This is a genomic window from Pseudomonas sp. SWRI77, from assembly GCF_014269105.1.
Lineage (GTDB): Bacteria > Pseudomonadota > Gammaproteobacteria > Pseudomonadales > Pseudomonadaceae > Aquipseudomonas > Aquipseudomonas capeferrum.
Genome location: NZ_JABWRV010000018.1, coordinates 25,942 through 47,088, shown reverse-complemented (window position 1 = coordinate 47,088; position 21,147 = coordinate 25,942). Strand labels below are relative to the sequence as shown.

General features: G+C 59.7%; 17 protein-coding genes. 4 read left to right on the top strand and 13 right to left on the bottom strand.

Annotation, left to right across the window (positions count from 1 at the left end):
• Positions 1-82 precede the first annotated feature (82 nt).
• Genes HU766_RS17525 through HU766_RS17515 form a run of 3 tightly spaced genes read right to left on the bottom strand, consistent with a single transcriptional unit; the run spans position 83 to position 4,119 of the window.
• On the bottom strand, positions 83-2,080 hold the full coding sequence (locus HU766_RS17525; RefSeq protein WP_033700679.1) for a nucleoside-diphosphate sugar epimerase/dehydratase: 1,998 nt from the start codon (positions 2,078-2,080) through the stop codon (positions 83-85).
• Between the two features lie 60 nt (positions 2,081-2,140).
• On the bottom strand, positions 2,141-3,154 hold the full coding sequence (locus tag HU766_RS17520) for a glycosyltransferase family 4 protein (protein ID WP_033700680.1): 1,014 nt from the start codon (positions 3,152-3,154) through the stop codon (positions 2,141-2,143).
• A complete protein-coding gene (locus HU766_RS17515; protein WP_346656684.1) occupies positions 3,151-4,119 on the bottom strand; it encodes an NAD-dependent epimerase/dehydratase family protein in 969 nt (322 codons plus the stop codon). Before HU766_RS17515 ends, HU766_RS17520 begins: the two co-directional genes overlap by 4 nt.
• Positions 4,120-4,413: 294 nt before the next feature.
• Here HU766_RS17515 and HU766_RS17510 point away from each other — a divergent pair, with 294 nt between their 5' ends.
• The 4 genes from HU766_RS17510 (at position 4,414) to HU766_RS17495 (ending at position 9,920) form a co-directional block, all read left to right on the top strand.
• Positions 4,414-5,790 carry an MATE family efflux transporter gene (locus HU766_RS17510; RefSeq protein ID WP_186659318.1) on the top strand — a complete coding sequence of 459 codons (1,377 nt, stop codon included), beginning with the start codon at positions 4,414-4,416 and terminating at the stop codon, positions 5,788-5,790.
• Positions 5,777-6,682, top strand: coding sequence for a glycosyltransferase (locus HU766_RS17505; protein WP_186659316.1), 906 nt, complete (start codon positions 5,777-5,779; stop codon positions 6,680-6,682). Before HU766_RS17510 ends, HU766_RS17505 begins: the two co-directional genes overlap by 14 nt.
• A 60-nt stretch (positions 6,683-6,742) precedes the next feature.
• Complete coding sequence (locus HU766_RS17500) at positions 6,743-8,362, top strand: hypothetical protein (protein WP_186659314.1); 1,620 nt, start codon at positions 6,743-6,745, stop codon at positions 8,360-8,362.
• Between the two features lie 169 nt (positions 8,363-8,531).
• Complete coding sequence (locus HU766_RS17495) at positions 8,532-9,920, top strand: hypothetical protein (RefSeq protein ID WP_186659312.1); 1,389 nt, start codon at positions 8,532-8,534, stop codon at positions 9,918-9,920.
• Positions 9,921-9,968: 48 nt separating this feature from the next.
• Here HU766_RS17495 and HU766_RS17490 read toward each other — a convergent pair whose 3' ends face one another.
• The 10 genes from HU766_RS17490 to rpsA all read right to left on the bottom strand — a co-directional run bounded on the left by HU766_RS17490 (position 9,969) and on the right by rpsA (position 21,073).
• Complete coding sequence (locus tag HU766_RS17490) at positions 9,969-11,099, bottom strand: glycosyltransferase family 4 protein (protein ID WP_186659310.1); 1,131 nt, start codon at positions 11,097-11,099, stop codon at positions 9,969-9,971.
• Complete coding sequence (locus HU766_RS17485; RefSeq protein ID WP_186659307.1) at positions 11,096-12,022, bottom strand: NAD(P)-dependent oxidoreductase; 927 nt, start codon at positions 12,020-12,022, stop codon at positions 11,096-11,098. Before HU766_RS17485 ends, HU766_RS17490 begins: the two co-directional genes overlap by 4 nt.
• Positions 12,023-12,217: 195 nt before the next feature.
• Positions 12,218-13,342, bottom strand: a complete 1,125-nt coding sequence (gene wecB / locus HU766_RS17480; RefSeq protein ID WP_156310840.1) for a UDP-N-acetylglucosamine 2-epimerase (non-hydrolyzing) — start codon at positions 13,340-13,342, stop codon at positions 12,218-12,220.
• Positions 13,335-14,345 carry a polysaccharide biosynthesis protein gene (locus tag HU766_RS17475; protein WP_033700690.1) on the bottom strand — a complete coding sequence of 337 codons (1,011 nt, stop codon included), beginning with the start codon at positions 14,343-14,345 and terminating at the stop codon, positions 13,335-13,337. Before HU766_RS17475 ends, wecB begins: the two co-directional genes overlap by 8 nt.
• A gap of 21 nt (positions 14,346-14,366) precedes the next feature.
• Entirely contained in the window at positions 14,367-15,227 is an 861-nt protein-coding gene (locus HU766_RS17470; RefSeq protein ID WP_186659305.1) for an SDR family oxidoreductase, read from the bottom strand.
• Entirely contained in the window at positions 15,224-16,483 is a 1,260-nt protein-coding gene (locus tag HU766_RS17465) for a glycosyltransferase family 4 protein (protein WP_258714496.1), read from the bottom strand. The genes HU766_RS17470 and HU766_RS17465 overlap by 4 nt, the downstream gene beginning before the upstream one ends.
• 516 nt (positions 16,484-16,999) lie before the next feature.
• Complete coding sequence (locus HU766_RS17460; protein WP_186659302.1) at positions 17,000-18,427, bottom strand: MBL fold metallo-hydrolase; 1,428 nt, start codon at positions 18,425-18,427, stop codon at positions 17,000-17,002.
• A 102-nt stretch (positions 18,428-18,529) separates the two neighbouring features.
• Positions 18,530-18,793 (bottom strand): lipopolysaccharide assembly protein LapA domain-containing protein, encoded by a 264-nt coding sequence (locus tag HU766_RS17455; RefSeq protein WP_033700693.1) that lies wholly within the window; start codon positions 18,791-18,793, stop codon positions 18,530-18,532.
• Between the two features lie 19 nt (positions 18,794-18,812).
• Positions 18,813-19,109 (bottom strand): integration host factor subunit beta, encoded by a 297-nt coding sequence (ihfB, locus tag HU766_RS17450; RefSeq protein ID WP_003252675.1) that lies wholly within the window; start codon positions 19,107-19,109, stop codon positions 18,813-18,815.
• Between the two features lie 287 nt (positions 19,110-19,396).
• Complete coding sequence (gene rpsA, locus HU766_RS17445) at positions 19,397-21,073, bottom strand: 30S ribosomal protein S1 (protein ID WP_003252673.1); 1,677 nt, start codon at positions 21,071-21,073, stop codon at positions 19,397-19,399.
• Positions 21,074-21,147: the final 74 nt, after the last annotated feature.

Genomic DNA, 21,147 nt, shown 5'->3' with positions numbered 1-21,147 from the left:
CCGGGCACGCCACGCACTTACATCTGCAAACCGCATTGAAGTACCCGGCGCACACCCGAACACCTACCCTTAGCTCATTACCTCAAGGCTCCAACCGCCGCTGCTGATAAATCCAGTCCACAATCTCGCCATCCGGCGCATACCCGATCACCGTCTCCCGCAACAGTTGCCGAACCCGCACAAAGTCGTCATGCGCCACCGCCGCCAACAGCTCCCGCAACGCATCCTTGAGCACGTCCCACGACATGAAATCTTCATTGGCACTCATGATCATTGGATGCCGGGTGGCAATCACGTTGTCACCAATCAGCAGCTCCTCGTAGAGCTTCTCCCCTGGCCGCAGGCCGGTGAACTGAATGGCGATGTCGCCCATCGGGTTTCGTTCGGAACGGACGCTGAACCCGGACAGGTGAATCATCTTCTCTGCCAGCTCGACAATCCGCACCGGCTCGCCCATGTCGAGGACGAACACGTCACCGCCCTTGCCCATGGAGCCGGCCTGGATCACCAGCTGCGCGGCTTCGGGGATGGTCATGAAGTAGCGGGTGATTTTCGGGTGGGTAACGGTCAGTGGGCCGCCGGCCTTGATCTGTTTGTGGAACAGCGGGATCACAGAGCCCGAAGAACCCAGCACATTGCCGAAACGCACCATGGTGAAACGGGTCTTGTTGACCTGCGAGACTTTGCCGCTATCACCGAACAGCACCGGTGCCACTTCGCGGCTCAGGGCTTGCAGGGTCATTTCGGCAAGGCGTTTGGTGCTGCCCATCACATTGGTCGGGCGTACGGCCTTGTCGGTGGAGATCAGCACGAAGTTGGCTACCCCAGCCTGCAAGGCGGCCTGGGCTGTGTGCAAGGTGCCGATGACGTTGTTCAGCAAGCCTTCGGCAATATTGTGCTCGACCATCGGCACGTGCTTGTAGGCCGCGGCGTGGTAGACAGTTTCGACCCGCCAAGTCTTCATGATGTCGAGCAGTTGCGCCTGGTTGCGCACCGAACCGAGGATCGGGATCAGGCACACAGACAACGATTCGCGCGCAATGCGCTGCTCCAGCTCGGAGAGGATGCTGTAGAGATTGAACTCGCTGTGGTCGAACAGCAGCAGGGTTTTCGGCGACTGGCCGAGAATCTGCCGGCAAAGCTCAGAGCCGATCGAACCACCGGCGCCGGTGACCATGACAGTCTGTTCGACGATGCAGCGTTCCAGCAGGTCGGCCTGCGCCGGCACGGTGTCACGGCCCAGCAGGTCGGCAATGTCCACTTCCTGGATGTCGTCGACTTTGACCTTGCCGCTGGCCAGGTCGACGAAGCTCGGAATACTGCGCACGTGCAGCGGATAACCTTCAAGGAAGTTGAGGATTTCGCGGCGTCGGGTGCGGGTGGATGACGGGATGGCCAGGAGGATTTCCTGGGCGCCGGTGGCGTCGATCATTTCCTGCAATTGTTCGGGGCGGTAAACCTGCAGGCCGGCGATTACCCGATCGGTGATGCTGGTGTCATCGTCGATGAACGCTACTGGGCGTAATGTCTTGTCGGTGCGCAAGGCGGCGACCAGCTGGTTGCCGGCACCGCCAGCACCATAAATGGCAACCCTGGGCAGGCCGTTGTCACGACTGGCGAAAGGCACGTGCTGCACGGCGGCTGCAAACCAGTCGCCGAGGAAGTACTGGCGCATGGCCAGGCGCAGCCCGCCGATCATGATCAGGCTCAGCCACCAGTAGTTGAAGGTGATGGACCGGGGTACGACGTTCTGATGGTTGCTGGCCCAGTAGATGATAAAGCCCAGGATCAGCGACGACAGGGTCACGGCCTTGATGATGGCAATCAGCGCGTCGTTGCCGAAGTAGCGCATCACCGCGCGGTACAGGCCAAAGCGGATGAACAGGGGGATGGCTACCACCGGTGCGGTGAGGAACAGCCAGCCGTGGTCGATGATGGGGTTGGCCAGCTCATCGATGCCAAGGCGAACCACAAAGGCCAGCCACAGGGCGGCCCAGATCAGCACGATGTCGGTCAACACCTGCAGCAAGCGTTTATGCCTACGAGGTAGAGCAAGCAGTTTAGCGCGCACCTTATCCATCGCTCCTCTGAAACGTTTCCAGAAATTCCCTGACATCGAGTTGCTCACATTACCTTAGTGTCAATCTTCACATTCGCCTGCGTGGAAGCGGACCGCCAACACAATCAATGGGATATAGGCCAGCACCACGCCCACGGCGCCATCCAGGCCAAGCTTTGCAACACAGAACGCGATCGGCAGCAGCCAGCACAGGTTCAGCACGGCAACCGCGAGTGTGACCGGCAGATGCTTGCCGAATTCCCTGGAAGCAAACTGATAGGCATGGCTGCGATGAGCCTCATAGACCTTGTCGCCGCGCAACAAGCGCCTGACGAGGGTGTAGGTCGCATCGACAATGAACACGCCGAGCAGAATCAGCCAGCACCAGAGCATCGGCGGTGAAACCCAGGCAGCTTGCAGCGACAGGCCGCCGAGGACGATACCGAGGAAACCGCTGCCTGCGTCGCCCATGAAAATTTTTGCTGGGGGGAAGTTCCAGAACAGGAACCCGGCGACAGCAGCGGCCAGCAGCAAGGGCAGGACGGCATGGCTGCCCAGGCCCGTCAGAGAGTATAGCGACGCCGCGCCCAGGCACACGGTAATGGCCTCGATACTGGCGATGCCGTCGATGCCGTCCATGAAATTGTAGAGGTTGAGCAACCAGACCAGGTATACGGCAGCGAGCACACCGCCCAGCCACCCCAGGTCCAGCACCCAGCCGAACAGTGTCAGCGGTGGCAACCCGCCCATCCATGCCAGCATCCAGGTTGCGGCGACGAAATGCCCGAGCAGGCGCCAGCGTGCGGCAATGTGGCCGTGGTCATCCATGAAGCCGATGATCGCGATCAGGGCACCCCCACCACCCAGCGCGACGAGCGAGTGGATGCCCTCGGCGCCGGTCAGCATAAGCCCGACGATGGCCAGCAGGAAGGTCAGGACAATGGCGACACCACCGCCACGGGGCGTCGGTACGGTATGCGAGCTGCGGGCATTGGGCACGTCGATGACGCTGCGTGCCAAGGCGTAGCGGCGCAGGCCTGCGGTCATCAACAAGGACAGCACCAGTACAGCGGGCAGAGACCACAAAAGCATCATTTCTTGTCGTTTTCCTGATAGTGCCTGGCAGTTGCCAGAAGTGCCGCATCCACGCTCACAGGTGGTTGCCAACCGAGTAATTCGCGGGTCTTGCCGATGTCCACCTGCAATGAGCCACACAGGCGCTGCGACAACGCGGCCTTGCCCAACGCTTTGGCAGCGCTGCTCAGCACCCAGGCCGGCACCGGCAGCAAACGTGCCGGCTTGCCCAACGCGTGGGCCATGCGCCCGAGCAGTTGGGTGGTGGACAGGTCTTCGCCGTCGCTCACCAGAAACACTTGGTCAGCGGCTGCCGGGTGGTCGATGCAGGTCAGCACCAGGTCGACCAGGTTGCCCAGCGCCACCAGGCTGCGGCGGTTGTGGATGGCACCAAAGGGCAAGGGCACACCACGGTCGAGCCAGCGCATCATGCTGAGGAAATTGGCCTTCACGCCCGGGCCATACACCAGCACAGGGCGAATGATGACGATCTGCATGCCGGTCTGTGCGCCGAGCGCCAGCAAGCCCTGCTCTGCCTCGTGCTTGGAGACGCCATATGGGTCGACCGGGCGTGGCAGGTCGTCTGCGGTGTACGCCTTGCCGGGTTCGGTCTGCTCGCCATTGACCTTGATCGAACTGACGAAGACGAAACGTCGGGCACCAGCAGCACTCGCCGCACGGGCTAACGCCAGGGTGCCGTTGACGTTGATCCGGCGAAATTCGGCCAACGGATCGACGGCGGTATCCGACATGACATGCACCCGCGATGCGCAATGCACGACAACCTCGGGCTTGTGCGCCTGCAATTCGGCTGTCTGGTCGTCTGTGAGATCGCCAATGGGGTAAGTGATGACCCCGGCAGGCACATGGCGCAGGGGTGAACGCAAAGGTACGACGGTTTCGACATTTGCGTTGCGACTGAGCGCCTGCAGCACCGCTGCGCCCACAAAGCCGGACGCGCCAGTCAAAAGTACTCTCATTCTCACCTGATCGCTTTTTTTGGTTTATTGGCTATTACTATCGGATAGATCGCATGACAACGGAAGGCATCTGCATCACGCGATGAAATTTCCGACAAAAACCAGCCTTGAACGACGACACAATAGCCTATTGCGCGTCATCAAACTGACTCAATGCACACGACCCTAAAGAATCTGAAAGAAAACTACAAATCGGCTAATCGATATCAAAGTGCCCTAAGCTCGCTGCTTGCAGACCATGGACAGGGTTTGCAAAACAAAACAGAATCCCTGCTCCCATTCAAGTGCCAATAAGAACTCATGTCCAAAGGGAAAGTCACCAACGCGCTCTCCTCCCCGATTGCCGCGAGTATTGCCGCTATATTTGGCCGTTTTCTGCTTCTTGGGGCGGGAGCCCTGACCGGCATCATCATTCCGCTGACCATGCCGCAGGCTTCGGTAGGCGTGTTTTTTCTGGCCCAATCGCTGATCGCTGCCCTCGCCACCGTGGGGCAACTGGGCTTGAGCATCACCGCACCAGCCTGTATTTCCGCAGCCCAAGGGCACCGCGATAGCGGGCAGGTGAAGCAGGTAATCCGCCGTACACTGCTGATTGCCGTACTCTCCACCCTGGCACTGGCGATCGGCTTCAACCTCTTCATGCAGGTGTTTTCGCGCTATGAAGGCGCCGACTTGCTGCGTCTGCTTCACGCCATTGCCCCCCTGGTCTCGATCAGCATGGTCCTGGCCGCGATGACCACCATCCTGTCCGAGCAGCACCGGGCGCTTGGCCATTTCGTACAGGCCAGCTTCCTCACCACCGGGGCTAGTGTGGCCAGTGCGGCGACCGTCATCCTTGCCTGGCGGGGCGAACTGCAACTCAACCTCGACATGCTGGTCCTGGCGGGCGCAGTGGGGGCCAGTTGTACCGCGCTGCTGGGTGCCTACAGCCTCAGGCGCTGGTATCGGGCGCAAGCCGCCAGCAAGCCCGCGACAGACATCGGTTATGCCACCCTGCTACGGGAAACCCGTCCCAACCTCACCACCACCGTGGTGCTGTTCGTGATGTCGCAGGCCGACTTGTGGATCATCGCCTGGTTTGGCGATGCCGAAGGGCTGGCCATCTATGGCCTGGCCACGCGCCTGGCGGCGCTGGTACTGATACCGCTGGCAGTGATCAACACCGTGGTAGCACCATCGATCGGGCGCATCTGGGTGCGTGGCAAGAAGCGCTACCTGCAACGCGTGCTGGGGGTCGGTGCCGGCGCTGCGACGCTGCTCGGCCTGGTGGGTTATCTGCTGTTCATTGCGTGCGGCCAGTTCTTGCTGACCCACGTATGGTCCAGCGACTATGCCGATGCTTACTATATTTTCGCCATATTGGGCATGTCGCAACTGGCGCAGACCTACGCAGGCACTGCCGGATTCGTACTGATGATGCTGCAGAAGCAACATGTCGCCATGCGCATTTCGGTAGTCAGTGGCGCGTGCATGATCGCCGCCGGGCTACTGGCGATGTGGCTGTATGGAATCATCGGATTAGCCGTGGTATACAGCCTCGGCGGGGTCTGCCAGTCACTGGCGCAAATCTATTGCGTCAAGCGGATATTCAATCTGAACACCACTGCGGATTACACTTCATTGCGCCGCTTCGTGCGCCTTTATTACCGTCGAAAGGTCTCTCATGGTCGCCAGTAACATACAGCCCAAGGTTTCGATCGTCATTCCTACCTACAATACTGGGCGTTATGTGCTGGATGCGATCGACAGTGTGCTTGCGCAGACCTATCCGCATGTCGAGCTGATCGTCGTCGACGACGGTTCGAGCGACGAGACCCCTGCCCTGCTTGAGCAGCACCCGGGCAATTTCATTCGTTATCGGCAGGCCAACGCCGGGCAGAGCGCAGCGATGAACTTTGGCTGGCAACAGAGCAGCGGTGAGCTGCTGGGCTACCTCAGCGCTGATGATCGGCTGCATCCGGGCGCGGTCGAGGCCATTGTCGCCGCCATGGCCAAAGCGCCCGAGGCGGTGCTGGCCTACCCGGACTTCTGCGTCATAGACGAAGACTCCAAACCTGTACGCACCGTGCACACCCCTGATTATGAAGAGCGCCTGCTGATCGCCAACTTCCAGTGCCTGCCTGGGCCGGGGGCGTTGTTCCGCCGTTCGGTATGGGAGCAAGTGGGCGGCTGGAACACTGGCCTGCGCAACATCCCCGACATGGACTTCTTCCTGCGTCTTTGCCAACACGGGCCTTTTACCCGCGTGCCGACACCGCTTGCAGATTTTCGCATCCATTCCGGCTCGACCACTTACAACCCTTGCAACGCCGAACGCTCCGACGAGCCGCTGCGGGTAATCAACAGCCTGTACCAGACGCGCGGGCTGTCGCCCTCCATCCTGGGCTGGAAGCGCAAGGCGCTGGCCAATGCCCTGATGCTGTCTGGCTTCATGCACGGCTTCTCTGGCCGCTATACGCTGTTCCTGGCGCGCATGGGCAAGGCGGCCCTGCTCGACCCTTCTTCGCTCCTGTCGCGCAAGATGGTCAGCTATGTATTGACTATCGTCAGGCCTAAATCCAAAGCCTGAACCTTGGCCAGGGCAGCGTCAGCGCAACACTCAACTGAACAGCAACACCGGGGTGCGTCAATGATTCAAGCTGTCCAAGGGCACTTGCTGGGCAATCGCTACCTGCAAGTCACGGCGATGATGGTCGTGGCCATCGCCACGGTCGCAGCAGCCTTGAATTATCCAGCCTCGCTGCTGCCGCTGTTGCTCAATGGCGCGCTGGCAGCGCTGCTGGTGCGCAGCGTGCTGAACAACCGCACCAGCTTCTTTTCGTTCTTCCTGCTGGCCTTTCTGATCCTTGGCTGCTGGGCAAAGCTGGTGCTGCACTTCATCCTGGATACCCAGTTCATCGAACCGATAGGCGCCTTCGACGACTCACCGCAGTTGTGGGACGCCGCGCTGATGGCGCTGAACATCACCTTCGCCACACTGCTGGTCTGCCAAACCATCGCCTCACGCCAACGGCCCCCGGTGGCCATCTCTGTCGACAAGCCCCGGGCACTGCTGGTGCCCGCCCTGTGGCTGGCGTTGGCGCTGACTGGCCTGCTGCTGGCACTCAACTTCAAGTACGCCATTCTCAAGGTAGGCACCGAACCCGCCCTCAAGCTGCCCAGCGTCGTTTATGTGCTGGTATCGTTCATGATCGCCTGGGGCAACCTGATCCTCCTGGCCACCCTGGGTTACTGGCTGGTGCAGGCACGCAGGATGAAGCTGGAGGTGCTGTTCTACATCCTCATTCTGGAAGGCGCGATAACGGCGGTGTCCATGGGCAGCCGGGCGCAGATGATCCTCCACGTCGCGGCTCCGTTCGTGGTCTACCTTACCCACAGCCGTGAGCTGGTCACGGCGTTACGCGTGGTCCAGTGGGCCAGGATCCTGGCCGTCACCGCAGCGCTGTTCGTGGCCTCGCTGCTGCTGGTTTCCGCCGATCGCCTGCATTCGTTCGCCCAGGCCAGGCCGGTCGGGGCACCGGTTGCCGTCAGCAGCCAGCTACTGGCCAGCGCCGCCAACCAAACCAGCGCCCAACCGAACCTCGCGCTTGGCGGCATGACCCTGGTCCCCGCCGACGCCGCCCAAGCCGTCACGGCCATGCTCGCCCCCGCCATGCCGTTGTTGCGCATCGCCACCCAGGCAGTACCGCTGCCCGTGATGCCACCCGAAGAAACAGCACAGATCAAGCGCGAACGCTGGAAAGGCATGCTCATGGAACTGAGCAAGCTGGTGGTGGACCGTTGGGTAGGCCTGGAAGGCGTACTGGCGGTCGTCAGCCACGAGGACACCGGCTGGCCGCTGTTTGTCCGCAGCCTCGCCGAGCGCCCGGAAAGCGGCACCCAGGCAATTTACCAGCGGATGTCGGATGCGCAGTACCAAACCTTCGAAAACTTCACCTTCATGACCATTCCGGGCCCGATTGCCATCCTGCTCTACAGCGGTAATCTTGCCTTGCTGGCAGGAGGCCTGGCGTTGTTGTTCCTGGTCGGCACCCTGGCCGAACGGCTGGCCAGCCAGTTGGTCGGCAATATCTTCACCCAAGCCACCATAGGCGTAGCGTTGGCGTATCTGGTGGTGCAAACCAACTTCCCTCGCGTGCAGTTCTTCTTCCTGATCGAACTGCTGGGTTTCATCGCAGGGTTATATCTGGCACGCATCCTGGTGACTGCGCCACGGCCAGGTCAGGCATCCCTCATACCGACCCCTTAGCCCCTGTCGCAGTTGTAAGAAAATTCCGACGAACGTCGTGTTTTGTAGCGCACACTTTCGCTCAACTTTTGTCACAGTTAGGTCAACCCTCATTATTACAGACCAGGCACATGCCGCTGCTGAACCCAGCAAGCGGCATGCCCAGGTGTGATCAGGCAGATCCCCTACGATGACAGCAGCTATCAGGACTTACAGCGCGACCCCGTCCCTCGATGCATGCGTAGCGCCGCTTTTTGCGCTGTGTGCGTGGGTGACGCTGAACCCGTATTTTCTCTGGTATTCGTTGCGCCATATGGCGGTTGCAGGGCTGCTCTCGGGTTGCCTGGCCGTCGCTGCATTCCTGCTCGGTGATCGGCCACGCCGGCGCGAGCTGCCAGGGTTCATCCTGATCTGCCTGTTCGTGGTCTATATCAGCATGCTACCCAAGATCGACGGCACCACCACGCGCTGGTATTTCGTACTCCCAACGCTGATGGCATTGTGTGTATTTTCCGACCAGCGACGCGGCAAGGTGCTGCAGTGGTTTGGCTGGATCTTCGCTATCAGCCTGATCCCTGGCATCGTTGTATCCCTGTGTGCCATCGCCAACATCCCCATTACGCTGGACCGCGTGCCCCTGCTCAACCCGACAATGGCCGAAGCGGGCGGGTACTACTTGCATGCCCCGGGCGCGTTGCTGTTGTCGGGCAACAACCTGTCGCTTCCCTGGGGAGGCGAACTGTACCGGCTGTGCGCGATGTACGATGAACCTGGCATGGTCGGCACCCTCGCCGCCTTCCTGTTGGCGGGCAACCGGTTCCGCCTAAAGCCCTTCCCGTTTCTGATCATCTTCGTCGGCGGCGTACTGTCGTTCTCGCTGGCATTTATCGTCATGGCATCGCTGGGCTTCCTGTTCCGCCTGGTACAGGCCCGTTCACCGATCACGTTGCTGCCCTTGGCCGTGCTTGGCCTGTTCGGCCTGCTGGTGCTGGGCATCATCAAGCCCAGCGCACCGCCGCCACCACCTGTCGCGCAGGCAGCCGCGCAGGCAGCGGATGAAAAAGCAGTAACTCAGAGTGGGGATCTACTGTTCTCACCCGCCGCCGACTCCGCCAACGGGTCAGCCAGTGATGCTGCGACAACGCCGCAAGTGCCGGCAACCCAGCAGCCAGAGCAGCACCTTCGCCAGACTCAGTACCTCAATAACCGGTCGCTGCCGGAAATGGACAAACTGTTGGCGCGCTATTTCGATGCTGACACCAAAACCTTGCTGTTCGGCATGGGCGCTGACTCCAGCGTGGTGTATGGCGGGGTGTCCCAGGTTGTCACGCGATTGCTCACGGACTTCGGCCTGATAGGGGCGCTGTTGTTCGCCCTGAGCATGATCAGCCTGACCTTGGCCATTACGCATAATGCCAAGCGCCGGTTGTGGGTGCTGCTGTTCTTCGCGCTGTTCGCACTGAGTATTTACCAGCGGCCCATCGTCTGGATGCCCTATGCCTTCACCATGTTCATCTGCAGCTCGACGCTGGCCGGGCGCCGCAAGTCTGCATCGAACCTCCAGCAGCCAGCTACCTGAAGCCGCTGGCGCCGTGCACGTAGCCCATGCTACGGGCACGGCGCCACCTCAATCCTTCATCGACCCACTGCGCAGCAGTTGGGTGAAGCGACGCAGCATGACCTGAACCGTCGCCGACCAGGTGTAATGCCCAAGGATGAAGGCTTTGAGCCGCGCGCCCTTGGCCTTGAGCTCAGCCTCATCTTCCAGCATCCGTTGCAGCCCCGAAGCGATGCCGTCAGCGCTGGCTGGAACCACCATGCCGCCCTGTACATCCTCGACCTGGTTGAACCCGCAGGTGTCGGTCAGCAGTACCGGCAGCCCGACCACGCCTGCCTCCAGTGCAACCAGCGACATGGCTTCCGAGCGCGACGGAATGACCAGCAGCATCGCCTGGCGATAGACCTGGGTGCGTTGCGCCTCATTCAGAAAACCGATGAAGTGGATCCGCTCGGCCAACCCTGACGCGCCCACCTGTGCCTGCAGTGCTTGTTGCATGCCAAAATCCGGCCCGGCCATCACCAGCGGGTACCGCTGCGCGGCTGGCGTATCGAGGTAGGCCTGAATCAGATAATCCGGCCCCTTGACCGGGGCTAGCCGCCCCATGAACAGAATGAAGGGTTCGTCGGGAACAACGACGGTGGGTGCCTGTTGCTGCTCGCCTGGCTCGGCCACGGCATTGCCGATCACCGGCACACTGGCCTGAGGGACGTCAGCTACCTGCGCAATCACGCCCTGCTCCAGGTCGGTAATCGCGATGAAGCCCGAGGCGCCTTTGATCAGCCAGCGCCCGACGCTCAAGTGGAAGGCTTTCTTGATCGTTGATGGCGCCCCTACCGAAGCGAATTCCCCTGCCGGGCACAAAACGTAGGGGCGCCTTGCGAACAGCGCGAGCAGGCCCATGGCCACGCTCAGCAGGTTCCAGTAACCCATGATGTGCAGCACATCGGCATTGCGCACCAGGCGCCATGCACGCCAGGGGTTGAGCAACGGGATGGGAAAGTGCTGGCCGATGCGGCCGGTGATGTAGCTTTGCACGCCGTGCTCATCGAACTCGCGCTGCCAGGAGTTGCCGGTCATGGCGATGGCTGCACAACCGCTCCCCGCCTTTGCCAGATGGGTGGCCAGGTGGCGGGTACGCTCGGCCGTGCCACCGCCCAGCTTGGCATCGAGTGAAATGTTGACCAGCAGTACCTTCATGCCGACTCCTTGAGCACTGCAATGTAGCGGTGCAGTTGTTGCTTGAAGTCTGCCGTCGGGGGCTGCCGCCATTCGGCAAGCCGGGCTTCGCTGAACCGTCGCATGGGGTTGGCATTGCTGACATTGCGCAGGCGTAGCAGCAGCCGTAACAGGGCCTGGGGCACATGCGGCAGGTAGCTGATCGATGGCCGCCCGAATGCCTTCAGCAGGGCATCCTGCAGGTAGCCGAAGTTGTTCTCGGCCGCCGCATCATCGGTCACCAGCACCACCTCGCCTTGACGTATCTCGGGCACTTGCGCCACGAACACCAACGTCTGCACCACCTTTTCGACACTGACCAGGTGCATACGCCGCGGCCCGTACAGCACCCGGCGCAAGCCCAGCTTCCAGGCCGGGGCACTGGAAACTTCACGCACGAACGACACGATGTTCAACCCACCATCGCCGAACACCGCACCCAGGCGCAGCACCAGTACTTCAAAACGGCTGGCCGCCACCGCCCGCACCAAGGCCTCGGCAGCGGCATGCTCGCGCTCGTAGGGGGTTCGGGGCTGGATCGGGGTAGCGGCATCGACCACCGGGTCCGGGGCAGCGCCGAAGACATCGATACTGGATACATGCACATAGCGCTTCACCGGCACTTGCTCACAGGCTTTCAGCACATTGACGATGGCAGGTTCGAACCAGCCGCTGCCATCTGGCCTTAGCAGGTTGATCACGGTACAACCGGGCGCCAGGATGACCGCCAGCGATTCGGGGTCATTCACATCGAACCGTTCGATGCGCACGTTGGCGGCGCGCAACCAGTCAGGTTCGGTACGGTGAATCGCATAGACGACTTCGGTGTCACGAAGTGCACTGCATAAATCCAGGAAGTGCCGGCCGACAAAGCCGCTTCCCCCAATAACCACCAGCTTGTTCATGTGCTGTTCAATCCTCCATGCGGCCTGTTTCGGCAGTCGCCTTTGCCCCACTCGGTCGCACCACCGGGCCTCGCGTAACAGAGGGGCAGGCATTGCTGGGGTCGGTGGGCGGCACGCCGGGGCATGCCGGTGCTGGGCACGGTAGAGATGCAGGGCTGCCCGAGATCAACCGACGGGCAGCCTTGGCGAGGTGCTTTACTTGGACCAGACCGTGCGGTTGATGTAGTCCGTGTAGCTGTAGACGATACGCACGACCTGCTTGGACACCGGGCCGCCGAGGTAGTCCTGCACCACCGGTATCACCCGATGGGTGCGGTCATGCTGGCTGATCACCACGCGAACGGCATCCAGTACGCGATCCGGCGTGAGGCCGCACATAATCAGCGTACCTTCGTCCATGCCTTCGGGCCGCTCATGGGCATTACGAATGGTCACTGCTGGAAGATTGAGCAGCGAAGCCTCTTCGGTAATGGTCCCGCTGTCGGAGAGCACGCACAACGCACCCATTTGCAGACGGATGTAGTCCAGCAGGCCGTAAGGTTTGACGAAGCGGATCAGCGGGTGATCGAGGCTCTCGCCCAGGTCTTCGAGGCGTTTGCGGGTGCGTGGGTGGGTCGAGACGATGATCGGATGGCCATAGGCATCGGCAAGCGCGCGCAACGAGGCAAGCAGGTCGCGCAAGTTCTGCGGCGTATCGACGTTCTCTTCGCGGTGCGTGCTGACGATGAAGTACTTGCCCTCCTCCAGCGCCTCACGCTCCAGCACCGTCGAGGCATCGATTCGCGGCCGGTAGTAGTCGAGCACTTCCTGCATGTGCGAGCCGGTCTTGATGATGGTTTCCGGGCGAATACCTTCATCCAACAGGTAACGCCGGGCATGCTCGGTCAGTACCATGTTGATGTCGCTGAGGTGGTCGAGCACCTTGCGGTTGAGCTCCTCCGGCACGCGCTGATCGAAACAGCGGTTACCCGCTTCCATATGGAAAACAGGAATCTTGCGACGCTTGGCGGCGATCACCGCCAGGCAGGTATTGGTATCGCCGTAAAGCAGCAGCGCATCGGGCTTTTCCAGCTCGAAGATTTCATCCGACTTGGCAATCACTTCGGCGATCGTACCGGCCGCCGTCGTACCCACGGCGCCCAGGAAGTGGTCCGGCTTGCGAATACCCAGGTCGTCGAAGAACACCTGGTTGAGCTCGTAATCGTAGTTCTGCCCGGAGTGCACCAGGATGTGGTTAGCCTGCTCATCGAGTTCAGCGATGACGCGGCTCATCTTGATCAGTTCGGGCCGAGTACCGACCAGGGTCATGACCTTAAGCATTGAGTTCTTCCTGGATGTAGTCGAGTTTCAGCAGCAGGGCCTTGATGCCCTCGATATCAAGCCGCTCGGTATTGTGAGAGGTGTAGTCATCCAGCTCGGATATATGCTGCTCGCCTTCGACAAAGTACTTCTTGTAGTTCAGGTCGCGGTTATCGGCAGGGATACGGTAGTAACGGCCCATGTCATCGGCCTTGGCCATCTCTTCTCTGGAAATCAGCGACTCATAGAGCTTCTCGCCATGGCGGGTGCCGATCACTTTTACCGGGTTTTCCCGCTTGAACAGCTGCTTGAGTGCTTCTGCCAGGTCTGCGACGGTCGACGCTGGCGCTTTCTGCACGAAGATATCGCCCTGCTCGGCATTTTCGAATGCGTGCAGCACCAGGTCGACGGAGTCTTCCAGCGACATGAGGAAGCGCGTCATGTTCGGGTCGGTCACCGTCAGCTCGTTACCGGCCTTGAGCTGGTCGACGAACAGCGGTATCACCGAGCCACGCGAAGCCATCACGTTGCCGTAACGGGTCGCACAAATCACCGGGCCTTGCTGAGGGATCATCCGCGACTTGGCGACCATGAGCTTTTCGGCCATGGCCTTGGAAATGCCCATTGCATTGATCGGGTACACCGCCTTGTCGGTACTGAGTACCACCACGCGCTTCACGCCGTTGGCAATGGCCGCGTTCAACACGTTCTCGGTGCCGATGACATTGGTCTTGACCGCTTCCATGGGGTAGAACTCGCAGGACGGTACTTGCTTGAGCGCTGCAGCATGGAAGATGTAGTCGACCCCGACCATCGCCTCGGCAACACTTTGATAGTCGCGCACGTCGCCGATGTAGAACTTCACCTTGTCATTACCCAGGGCGATACGCATGTCTTCCTGCTTCTTCTCGTCACGGCTGAAGACGCGGATTTCCTTGACCCTGGTGTTTAAAAAACGCTTGAGTACCGTATTGCCGAAAGAGCCGGTACCACCGGTGATCATTAGAATTTTGTTATCGAACACGTGTGCGCTCCTTGTAATACGTTATTGACGCTGTGCGTGCATGAATTCTATGAGCGCCGGCCAGGTTGGCGGCTGGTAGCCGGCATCGGCGCGAAAGCGCGAGGAGTCCAGCGAGCGGTCGATCACCAGCTTGTCATCCGGCACGATCTGGATGTCCTTGCCGTATACCTGAGCCACTTGCTTGAGCAGCTCATATTTGTCGATAGGCTCGGCCGAGACGTGATAAAGCCCCTTCAAGGTGGGGTTTGGAATCACGTACTCCAGCATGACCCGGGCCAGCTCGGCAGTCGGCAGCCCAGAGAAGATCGCTTTGTTGAAACCTTTGACACTGCCTTGCTGGGACAGGAACCAGTCAACCAGCGAGGCGTTGCTCTGCAACTCATGGCCGATAATCGAAGTGCGCAGCGTCACCGCATCGTCCAGGTCATGCAGTTCGCCGATGAACTTGGATTTACCGTACAGGTCGGTGCAATCAGACTCATCCTGCTCACGGTACATGCCCTTGGTACCTGAAAACACACAGTCGGTGCTGACATGGATCAGGCGCGCGCCCGCTACCCGGCACAAGGTTGCCAGCCGATGAGGCAGCATGGCGTTGATGGGCAAGGCGGTCAGCGGGTCCTTGGCATCGGCCAGTTGCTTGATCAGGCCCACGCAGTTGATCACCACGTCGGGGCGCGCTTTGGCAAACGCCGCCATCAGCGCGTCGGCATCGAGCACGTCGACCCCGGTCAACAGGCACTCTGACTGTTGCGGCGTGAAATACCTGAGCGCGGACGAGGACCGCAGGGTGCCCAATACACGATGTTGCGAATTCGCCGAGAAATACCGGAAGACGGCGCTCCCCAACATGCCCGAGACACCCAATACCAATATGTTCATCGCGTCGTCTTGTCCTGTTCAATCCGTTGTTCGAACATTCGCACCAGTGTCTTGCACTGCGCCCTGAGTTCGAAATGTTTCAAGAAGTAGGCACGTGCCTTGGCGCCCATCTGCTCGCGCCGCTCCATGGGCATCGTCTGCATCGACTGTATGCAGGCTGCGAGCCCGGCACCGTCTTGCGCCGGGCAGGTTATACCGGCGCCAGCGTCGTTGATCACGCGGGCACCCTCACCGTCCAGGCAACCAATGATCGGCCGGCCGGCTGCCAGATAAGCCTGCACCTTGCTTGGAATTGTAAAACTGAAAATCTCATCACGCTTGAGTGTAACCAGCAACGCCGAACTGAGCGCGAAGAGCTCCGCCATTGCCGACCGCGGGTAGGCCCCGGTGATGATCAGATTATCCAGCCCCCACTTGTGTTTTTCTTCGCTCAGCCATACGGCCTTGCTACCCGTGCCTACCATCACGATTCTGGCTTGCGACTGCTCGGCCTGCAGGGTACGTGCGGCTTCGATGACGGTTGACAACCCCTGGGCACTGCCCAGGTTGCCGGCAAAGACGACGCAGAAATGCGCTCGCAGCAGCGCCGTCAGCGATTCGGGCAAGGGGCTGACTTCGCCAGACTCGTCTTGCTGCAGGTAAGAATTGGGGTAATAGTTGATCTTGTCTGCCCGCGCATAGCGCTTGACCGGCTCGATGAACGCCCGCGACTGCACTAATAACACATCGACCGCCCAGTACAGCCCGCGCACCAGCAGCCCGACAATGGACAGCAGGAACCTGTTACGCACGAAGCCGGTAGCTTCCAGGCTTTCTGGCCACAGATCCTGAACCCACAGAAAAACCGGCGCGCGGTGTACGCGTTTCATGGCGAGGGCAGGGATGACGGAAATGATCGGTGACGGCGCAAAGACGAAATAGATATCGAACTTGCTCCGCTTTGCGTGGCGTCTGAAATACTTGACACCATTGGCAACAAACGACAGGTAATTAAGGATGAGGTTTTTCGCGCCACCGTGCTTGCGCGGCCGCAGGGGCGCACGGTGAACTGTAACCGTGTCGGCGAAGCGATCTTCGACAGGATCATTGGCGGTATAACCTGGGAAAACCTCTCCACCTGGATAGTTAGGTTTGCCCGTGAACACTTCGACATGCACGCCCAGCGCACTCAACTCCCGAACGATATCATTGATGATGAAGTTCTCAGGGTAGAAATACTGGCTGACCACAGCAATTTTCAAAGGGGCTTGCGTCACACTGACTTATCCTTCTGGGCGTGGCGGTATCGGTGCTGCATGAAGTGCCCTGAACCCTCGCGGTAGCGGGCGCGAAAGCTATCAGATGGCAAGCGCTGGCCTGCGGAATACAGTCATTGCGCCATCACCACTAATCCACTGCCATTCCACGACCGCCGGAATACCAGAAGACAAGCAACCCACTACTATTGCCCTAGCCACTTCCCGATGTTGACGCATGTTATTGTAGTTACCCAAGGATCGCCATCCTTTGGCCATCAATTAATAAACTGTAGCTTGCTAATGTTTTGCTGCAACCCATGCCAACACACGGCCATCAAGCTACTACCCTGCGCCAGCGGCTTCAACCCCTTGGCGCAACACCCACGGTAAGTCTCTCATTTGCGATTGCAAGTTCCACACACACGCGAAAAAAAGCCGCCATCCATCGGATAGTACGTAGCATTTCATCGCATAGCGTGGAGATAGATCCCCATTTGGCGAAATTGCCAACCAGCCTCTGCATGGATCGGCCGCTCAAGGAACGCTGACCGTTACCATATATCCCTGCTGTTTGAATTGCGCTTCAATAGCCTTGCCCAAGGTTTTTTTTGCCGCCTGCTCACCGTGAACCAGCACCACATGGCTGGCCGGCTGCGCGCCTTGCGAAGCGAACCGCACCAGCCCCGCCTGGTCGGCATGCCCCGAGTAGCCTTCGACGGTCATCACCTTCGCACGTATCTCATACCCCTGCCCGTCCAGATCAATCTGCACCAAGCCCTGTTTGCCTTCGCTTGCCTGTATGGCGGCGCCAGGCGTGCCTTTTGCTTGATAGCCTACAAAAAGCACCTCATGCCGCGGGTCTTCCAGCATCGCCTTCAGGTAGTTGACGATACGGCCGCCCGAGCACATGCCATTACCCGCAAGCACGATCGCTGGACGGCCCGTACTTTTGAGGTAATTGACCACCTGTTGGTGCCGGGCATGGGTATCAACGGCAACGAGTTGGTCGAACCCCAGCGGATTGCGCCCCTCACCCACTCGCCCCCTGGCCTCGGCGCTCCAGTAATCGTGCAGTTCACGGTAGGCACTGGTGATGCGCTGCGCCAGGGGCGAATCGAGAATGACGGGCAACTGTGACCAATCGAGGCCATCGCGCACGGATGCTGCCGTATCAGACAGCAATGACTTGTGATGCAGGATGTCCTCGATTTCGTACAGCAATTCCTGGGTCCGGCCGAGACTGAATGCGGGGATAAGCAGGGTTCCGCGGTCTGCCAGCGCATGATCGATGGCGGCTTCCAACTGGCGCCGGCGATTGCTGCGCTGCGGGTGCAGACGGTCACCATAGGTGCTTTCGAGTACGAGCACGTCGGCACGTTCTGGCGGCTGCACAGGGCGCAACATGGGATTACGACCGCTGCCCAGATCCCCCGAGAACACCCAACGACTATCACCCTCAACCAAGCGCACATCGCACTCTACATAGGCAGAGCCCAGCAGGTGGCCAGCACGCTGCAAGCGGATGCGGCATTCGACACCAGCGCGAACGGCAACATCATGCCAATGCCCGAACGGCACCGATATGATCAGCTCATCGAGGATGTCGAGATAATGTGCCACGTGTACCGGTTCACGACTGATGCTCAATTTGTACGCATCCTCCAATACCAGCGGAAGAAGCTTTGCAGAAGGTTCGCTACAGAGAATGGGGCCTCGGTAGCCGGCTGCCAGTAGCGCCGGAATACGGCCAACATGATCGATGTGCACGTGGGTGAGGATCAGCGCCTGAACGCTACCCACGTCGAAACCAAGGGGTGCGGACTCTGCGCCCGGCGATGCATCGGCACCTTGCTCCAGACCACAATCGATCAGCAGGCTGACACTGTGGTCAAGGTGAAGCTGGTGACAAGACCCGGTGACACCTCGGGTGCCGCCATGATGAGAAAGGACGGGGAATTCCATGCTGCCGCGTACTCGCCTGGGCCGACAATGAAGTCCGCTATTACTTCACGACAGCCGTTTCAGGCATAGAGGAAACGCCCCAAGTATGCGTAAGAGATTTCCTTAGTTACCGCTTAGCGCCGCCTCACGGGCAGAAGCGCGAATCTTGCGCTTGCTGCGCTGTACGCCGTAGGCGCCCAGCAATGGCCCAACCGCCAAACCAATGACAAGGGCCGCCAGCACCAGCACCGCAACCGGTACGGCCGGTGCCGCCCAGCCGAACAGGACCAGCGAGACCGCCTGCTGATTCTCCAGCACGAAGAACAGCACCACAGCCGCCAACAACAGCACGAACACCGCCGCGAGGGCGCGCTTGAGGTTCCGCATCAGATTGCTCCTTGGTTGATCAGGCTTCAGCCTCGTCTTCTTCATTGACCCGATCACGCAGCTCTTTGCCGGGCTTGAAGTGCGGCACGAATTTGCCTTCGAGGCTGACCGACTGGCCGGTCTTGGGGTTGCGGCCGACACGGGGCGCACGATAGTGCAGCGAGAAGCTGCCGAATCCGCGAATCTCGATGCGATCGCCTGTGGCCAGGCATTGTGACATCTGCTCAAGCATGGTCTTGATGGCTAGCTCCACATCCTTCGAGGAGAGCAGCCCCTGATGGGTGACAATACGTTCGATCAGCTCCGACTTCGTCATATTTTTCCCTTCGTTATCAAGCAGCTAGATCATTGCTTAACCAGTTTGTAGCACGCCGGGAAGGATTTGAACAGGGTGGTTATTGACTTAATAAAAAAAATCAAGATTGAAGTTTTACAAGAATGGTCTAGCCGGCAAGGGCCTATGGGTGTTCTGCGGTGGATTTACGGTGACGCGGCACTCGATCGTCCAGGCGCCCCAAAACTAAAGGCGAACACCAAAAACCCCACGCAAACACAAAAAAAAGGGCGACCCGAGGGCCGCCCTTTTTACCGATCAAACAGAACTTAGTTCTGCTTGGCCATTGCTTCGCGCAGCAGCGCAGCCATGGTGGTGTCGGCAGCCGCTTCCGGAGCGTTTTTCAGGCTCTGGATGGCTTCACGCTCTTCAGCGTCGTCTTTCGATTTGATCGACAGGCTGATAACGCGGGACTTACGGTCAACGCTGATGATCTTGGCTTCGATCTCTTCGCCTTCTTTCAGAACGTTACGCGCGTCTTCAACGCGGTCACGGCTGATTTCGGAAGCTTTCAGAGTGGCTTCGATGTCGTCGGCCAGGGTGACGATGGCGCCTTTGGCGTCAACTTCTTTCACGATGCCCTTGACGATAGCGCCCTTGTCATTGACAGCAACGAAGTTGGAGAACGGATCGTCTTCCAGCTGCTTGATGCCCAGGGAGATGCGCTCGCGCTCTGGGTCGACCGACAGGATGACGGTTTCCAGCTCGTCGCCCTTCTTGAAACGACGTACGGCTTCTTCGCCGGTTTCGTTCCAGGAGATGTCGGACAGGTGAACCAGGCCGTCGATGCCGCCGTCCAGACCAATGAAGATACCGAAGTCGGTGATCGACTTGATGGTACCGGTGATCTTGTCACCCTTGTTGAACTGGCCGGAGAAGTCTTCCCATGGGTTGGACTTGCACTGCTTGATGCCCAGGGAGATACGACGACGCTCTTCGTCGATGTCCAGAACCATGACTTCCACTTCGTCGCCAACCTGAACGACTTTCGACGGGTGGATGTTCTTGTTGGTCCAGTCCATTTCGGAAACGTGTACCAGACCTTCAACGCCTTCTTCCAGCTCAGCGAAGCAGCCGTAGTCGGTCAGGTTGGTAACGCGAGCTTGTACGCGAGTACCTTCTGGGTAGCGGGCAGTGATAGCAACCCACGGATCTTCGCCCATCTGCTTCAGACCCAGCGAAACGCGATTGCGCTCACGGTCGAACTTCAGAACGCGAACGTCGACTTCGTCGCCAACGTTAACGATTTCGGAAGGATGCTTGATGCGCTTCCAGGCCATGTCGGTGATGTGCAGCAGGCCGTCGATACCGCCCAGGTCCACGAAGGCGCCGTAGTCGGTGAGGTTCTTGACGATACCTTTGACTTGTTGGCCTTCCTGCAGGGTCTCCAGCAGGGCTTCGCGCTCGGCGCTGTTCTCGGCTTCCAGCACGCTGCGACGGGAAACGACAACGTTGTTGCGCTTCTGGTCCAGCTTGATGACCTTGAATTCCAGCTCTTTGCCTTCCAGGTGGGTGGTGTCGCGCACAGGGCGGACATCAACCAGGGAGCCCGGCAGGAACGCACGGATGCCGTTAACGTCGACAGTGAAGCCGCCCTTAACCTTACCGTTGATAACGCCCTTGACCACTTCTTCGGCGGCGAAAGCTGCTTCCAGAACAATCCAGCACTCGGCGCGCTTGGCTTTTTCACGGGACAGTTTGGTTTCGCCAAAGCCGTCTTCGACCGCGTCCAGCGCAACGTGAACTTCGTCACCGACCTTGATGGTCAGCTCGCCAGCTTCGTTGTAGAACTGCTCGAGCGGGATGACGCCCTCGGACTTCAGGCCAGCGTGTACGGTAACCCAGTCGCCGTCGATGTCGACAACGATACCGGTGATGATCGCACCCGGCTGAAGATTGAGGGTTTTCAGGCTTTCTTCAAAGAGTTCTGCAAAGCTTTCGCTCATTTTAATTCCTGTAGATTCGGGCGAAACAGACGCCCATCGCCACATTCCAGACAATGTGGGTTTCGTTATTTAAA

Coding starts and splice junctions, on each gene's coding strand:
- HU766_RS17510 (WP_186659318.1), top strand. CDS start 4,414: ATGTCCAAAGGGAAAGTCACCAACGCGCTCTCCTCCCCGATTGCCGCG.
- HU766_RS17500 (WP_186659314.1), top strand. CDS start 6,743: ATGATTCAAGCTGTCCAAGGGCACTTGCTGGGCAATCGCTACCTGCAA.
- HU766_RS17525 (WP_033700679.1), bottom strand. CDS start 2,080: ATGGATAAGGTGCGCGCTAAACTGCTTGCTCTACCTCGTAGGCATAAA.
- HU766_RS17520 (WP_033700680.1), bottom strand. CDS start 3,154: ATGATGCTTTTGTGGTCTCTGCCCGCTGTACTGGTGCTGTCCTTGTTG.
- wecB (WP_156310840.1), bottom strand. CDS start 13,342: ATGCTTAAGGTCATGACCCTGGTCGGTACTCGGCCCGAACTGATCAAG.
- HU766_RS17470 (WP_186659305.1), bottom strand. CDS start 15,227: ATGAACATATTGGTATTGGGTGTCTCGGGCATGTTGGGGAGCGCCGTC.
- rpsA (WP_003252673.1), bottom strand. CDS start 21,073: ATGAGCGAAAGCTTTGCAGAACTCTTTGAAGAAAGCCTGAAAACCCTC.
- HU766_RS17460 (WP_186659302.1), bottom strand. CDS start 18,427: ATGGAATTCCCCGTCCTTTCTCATCATGGCGGCACCCGAGGTGTCACC.
- HU766_RS17490 (WP_186659310.1), bottom strand. CDS start 11,099: ATGAAGGTACTGCTGGTCAACATTTCACTCGATGCCAAGCTGGGCGGT.
- HU766_RS17485 (WP_186659307.1), bottom strand. CDS start 12,022: ATGAACAAGCTGGTGGTTATTGGGGGAAGCGGCTTTGTCGGCCGGCAC.
- HU766_RS17495 (WP_186659312.1), top strand. CDS start 8,532: ATGACAGCAGCTATCAGGACTTACAGCGCGACCCCGTCCCTCGATGCA.
- ihfB (WP_003252675.1), bottom strand. CDS start 19,109: ATGACGAAGTCGGAGCTGATCGAACGTATTGTCACCCATCAGGGGCTG.
- HU766_RS17455 (WP_033700693.1), bottom strand. CDS start 18,793: ATGCGGAACCTCAAGCGCGCCCTCGCGGCGGTGTTCGTGCTGTTGTTG.
- HU766_RS17505 (WP_186659316.1), top strand. CDS start 5,777: ATGGTCGCCAGTAACATACAGCCCAAGGTTTCGATCGTCATTCCTACC.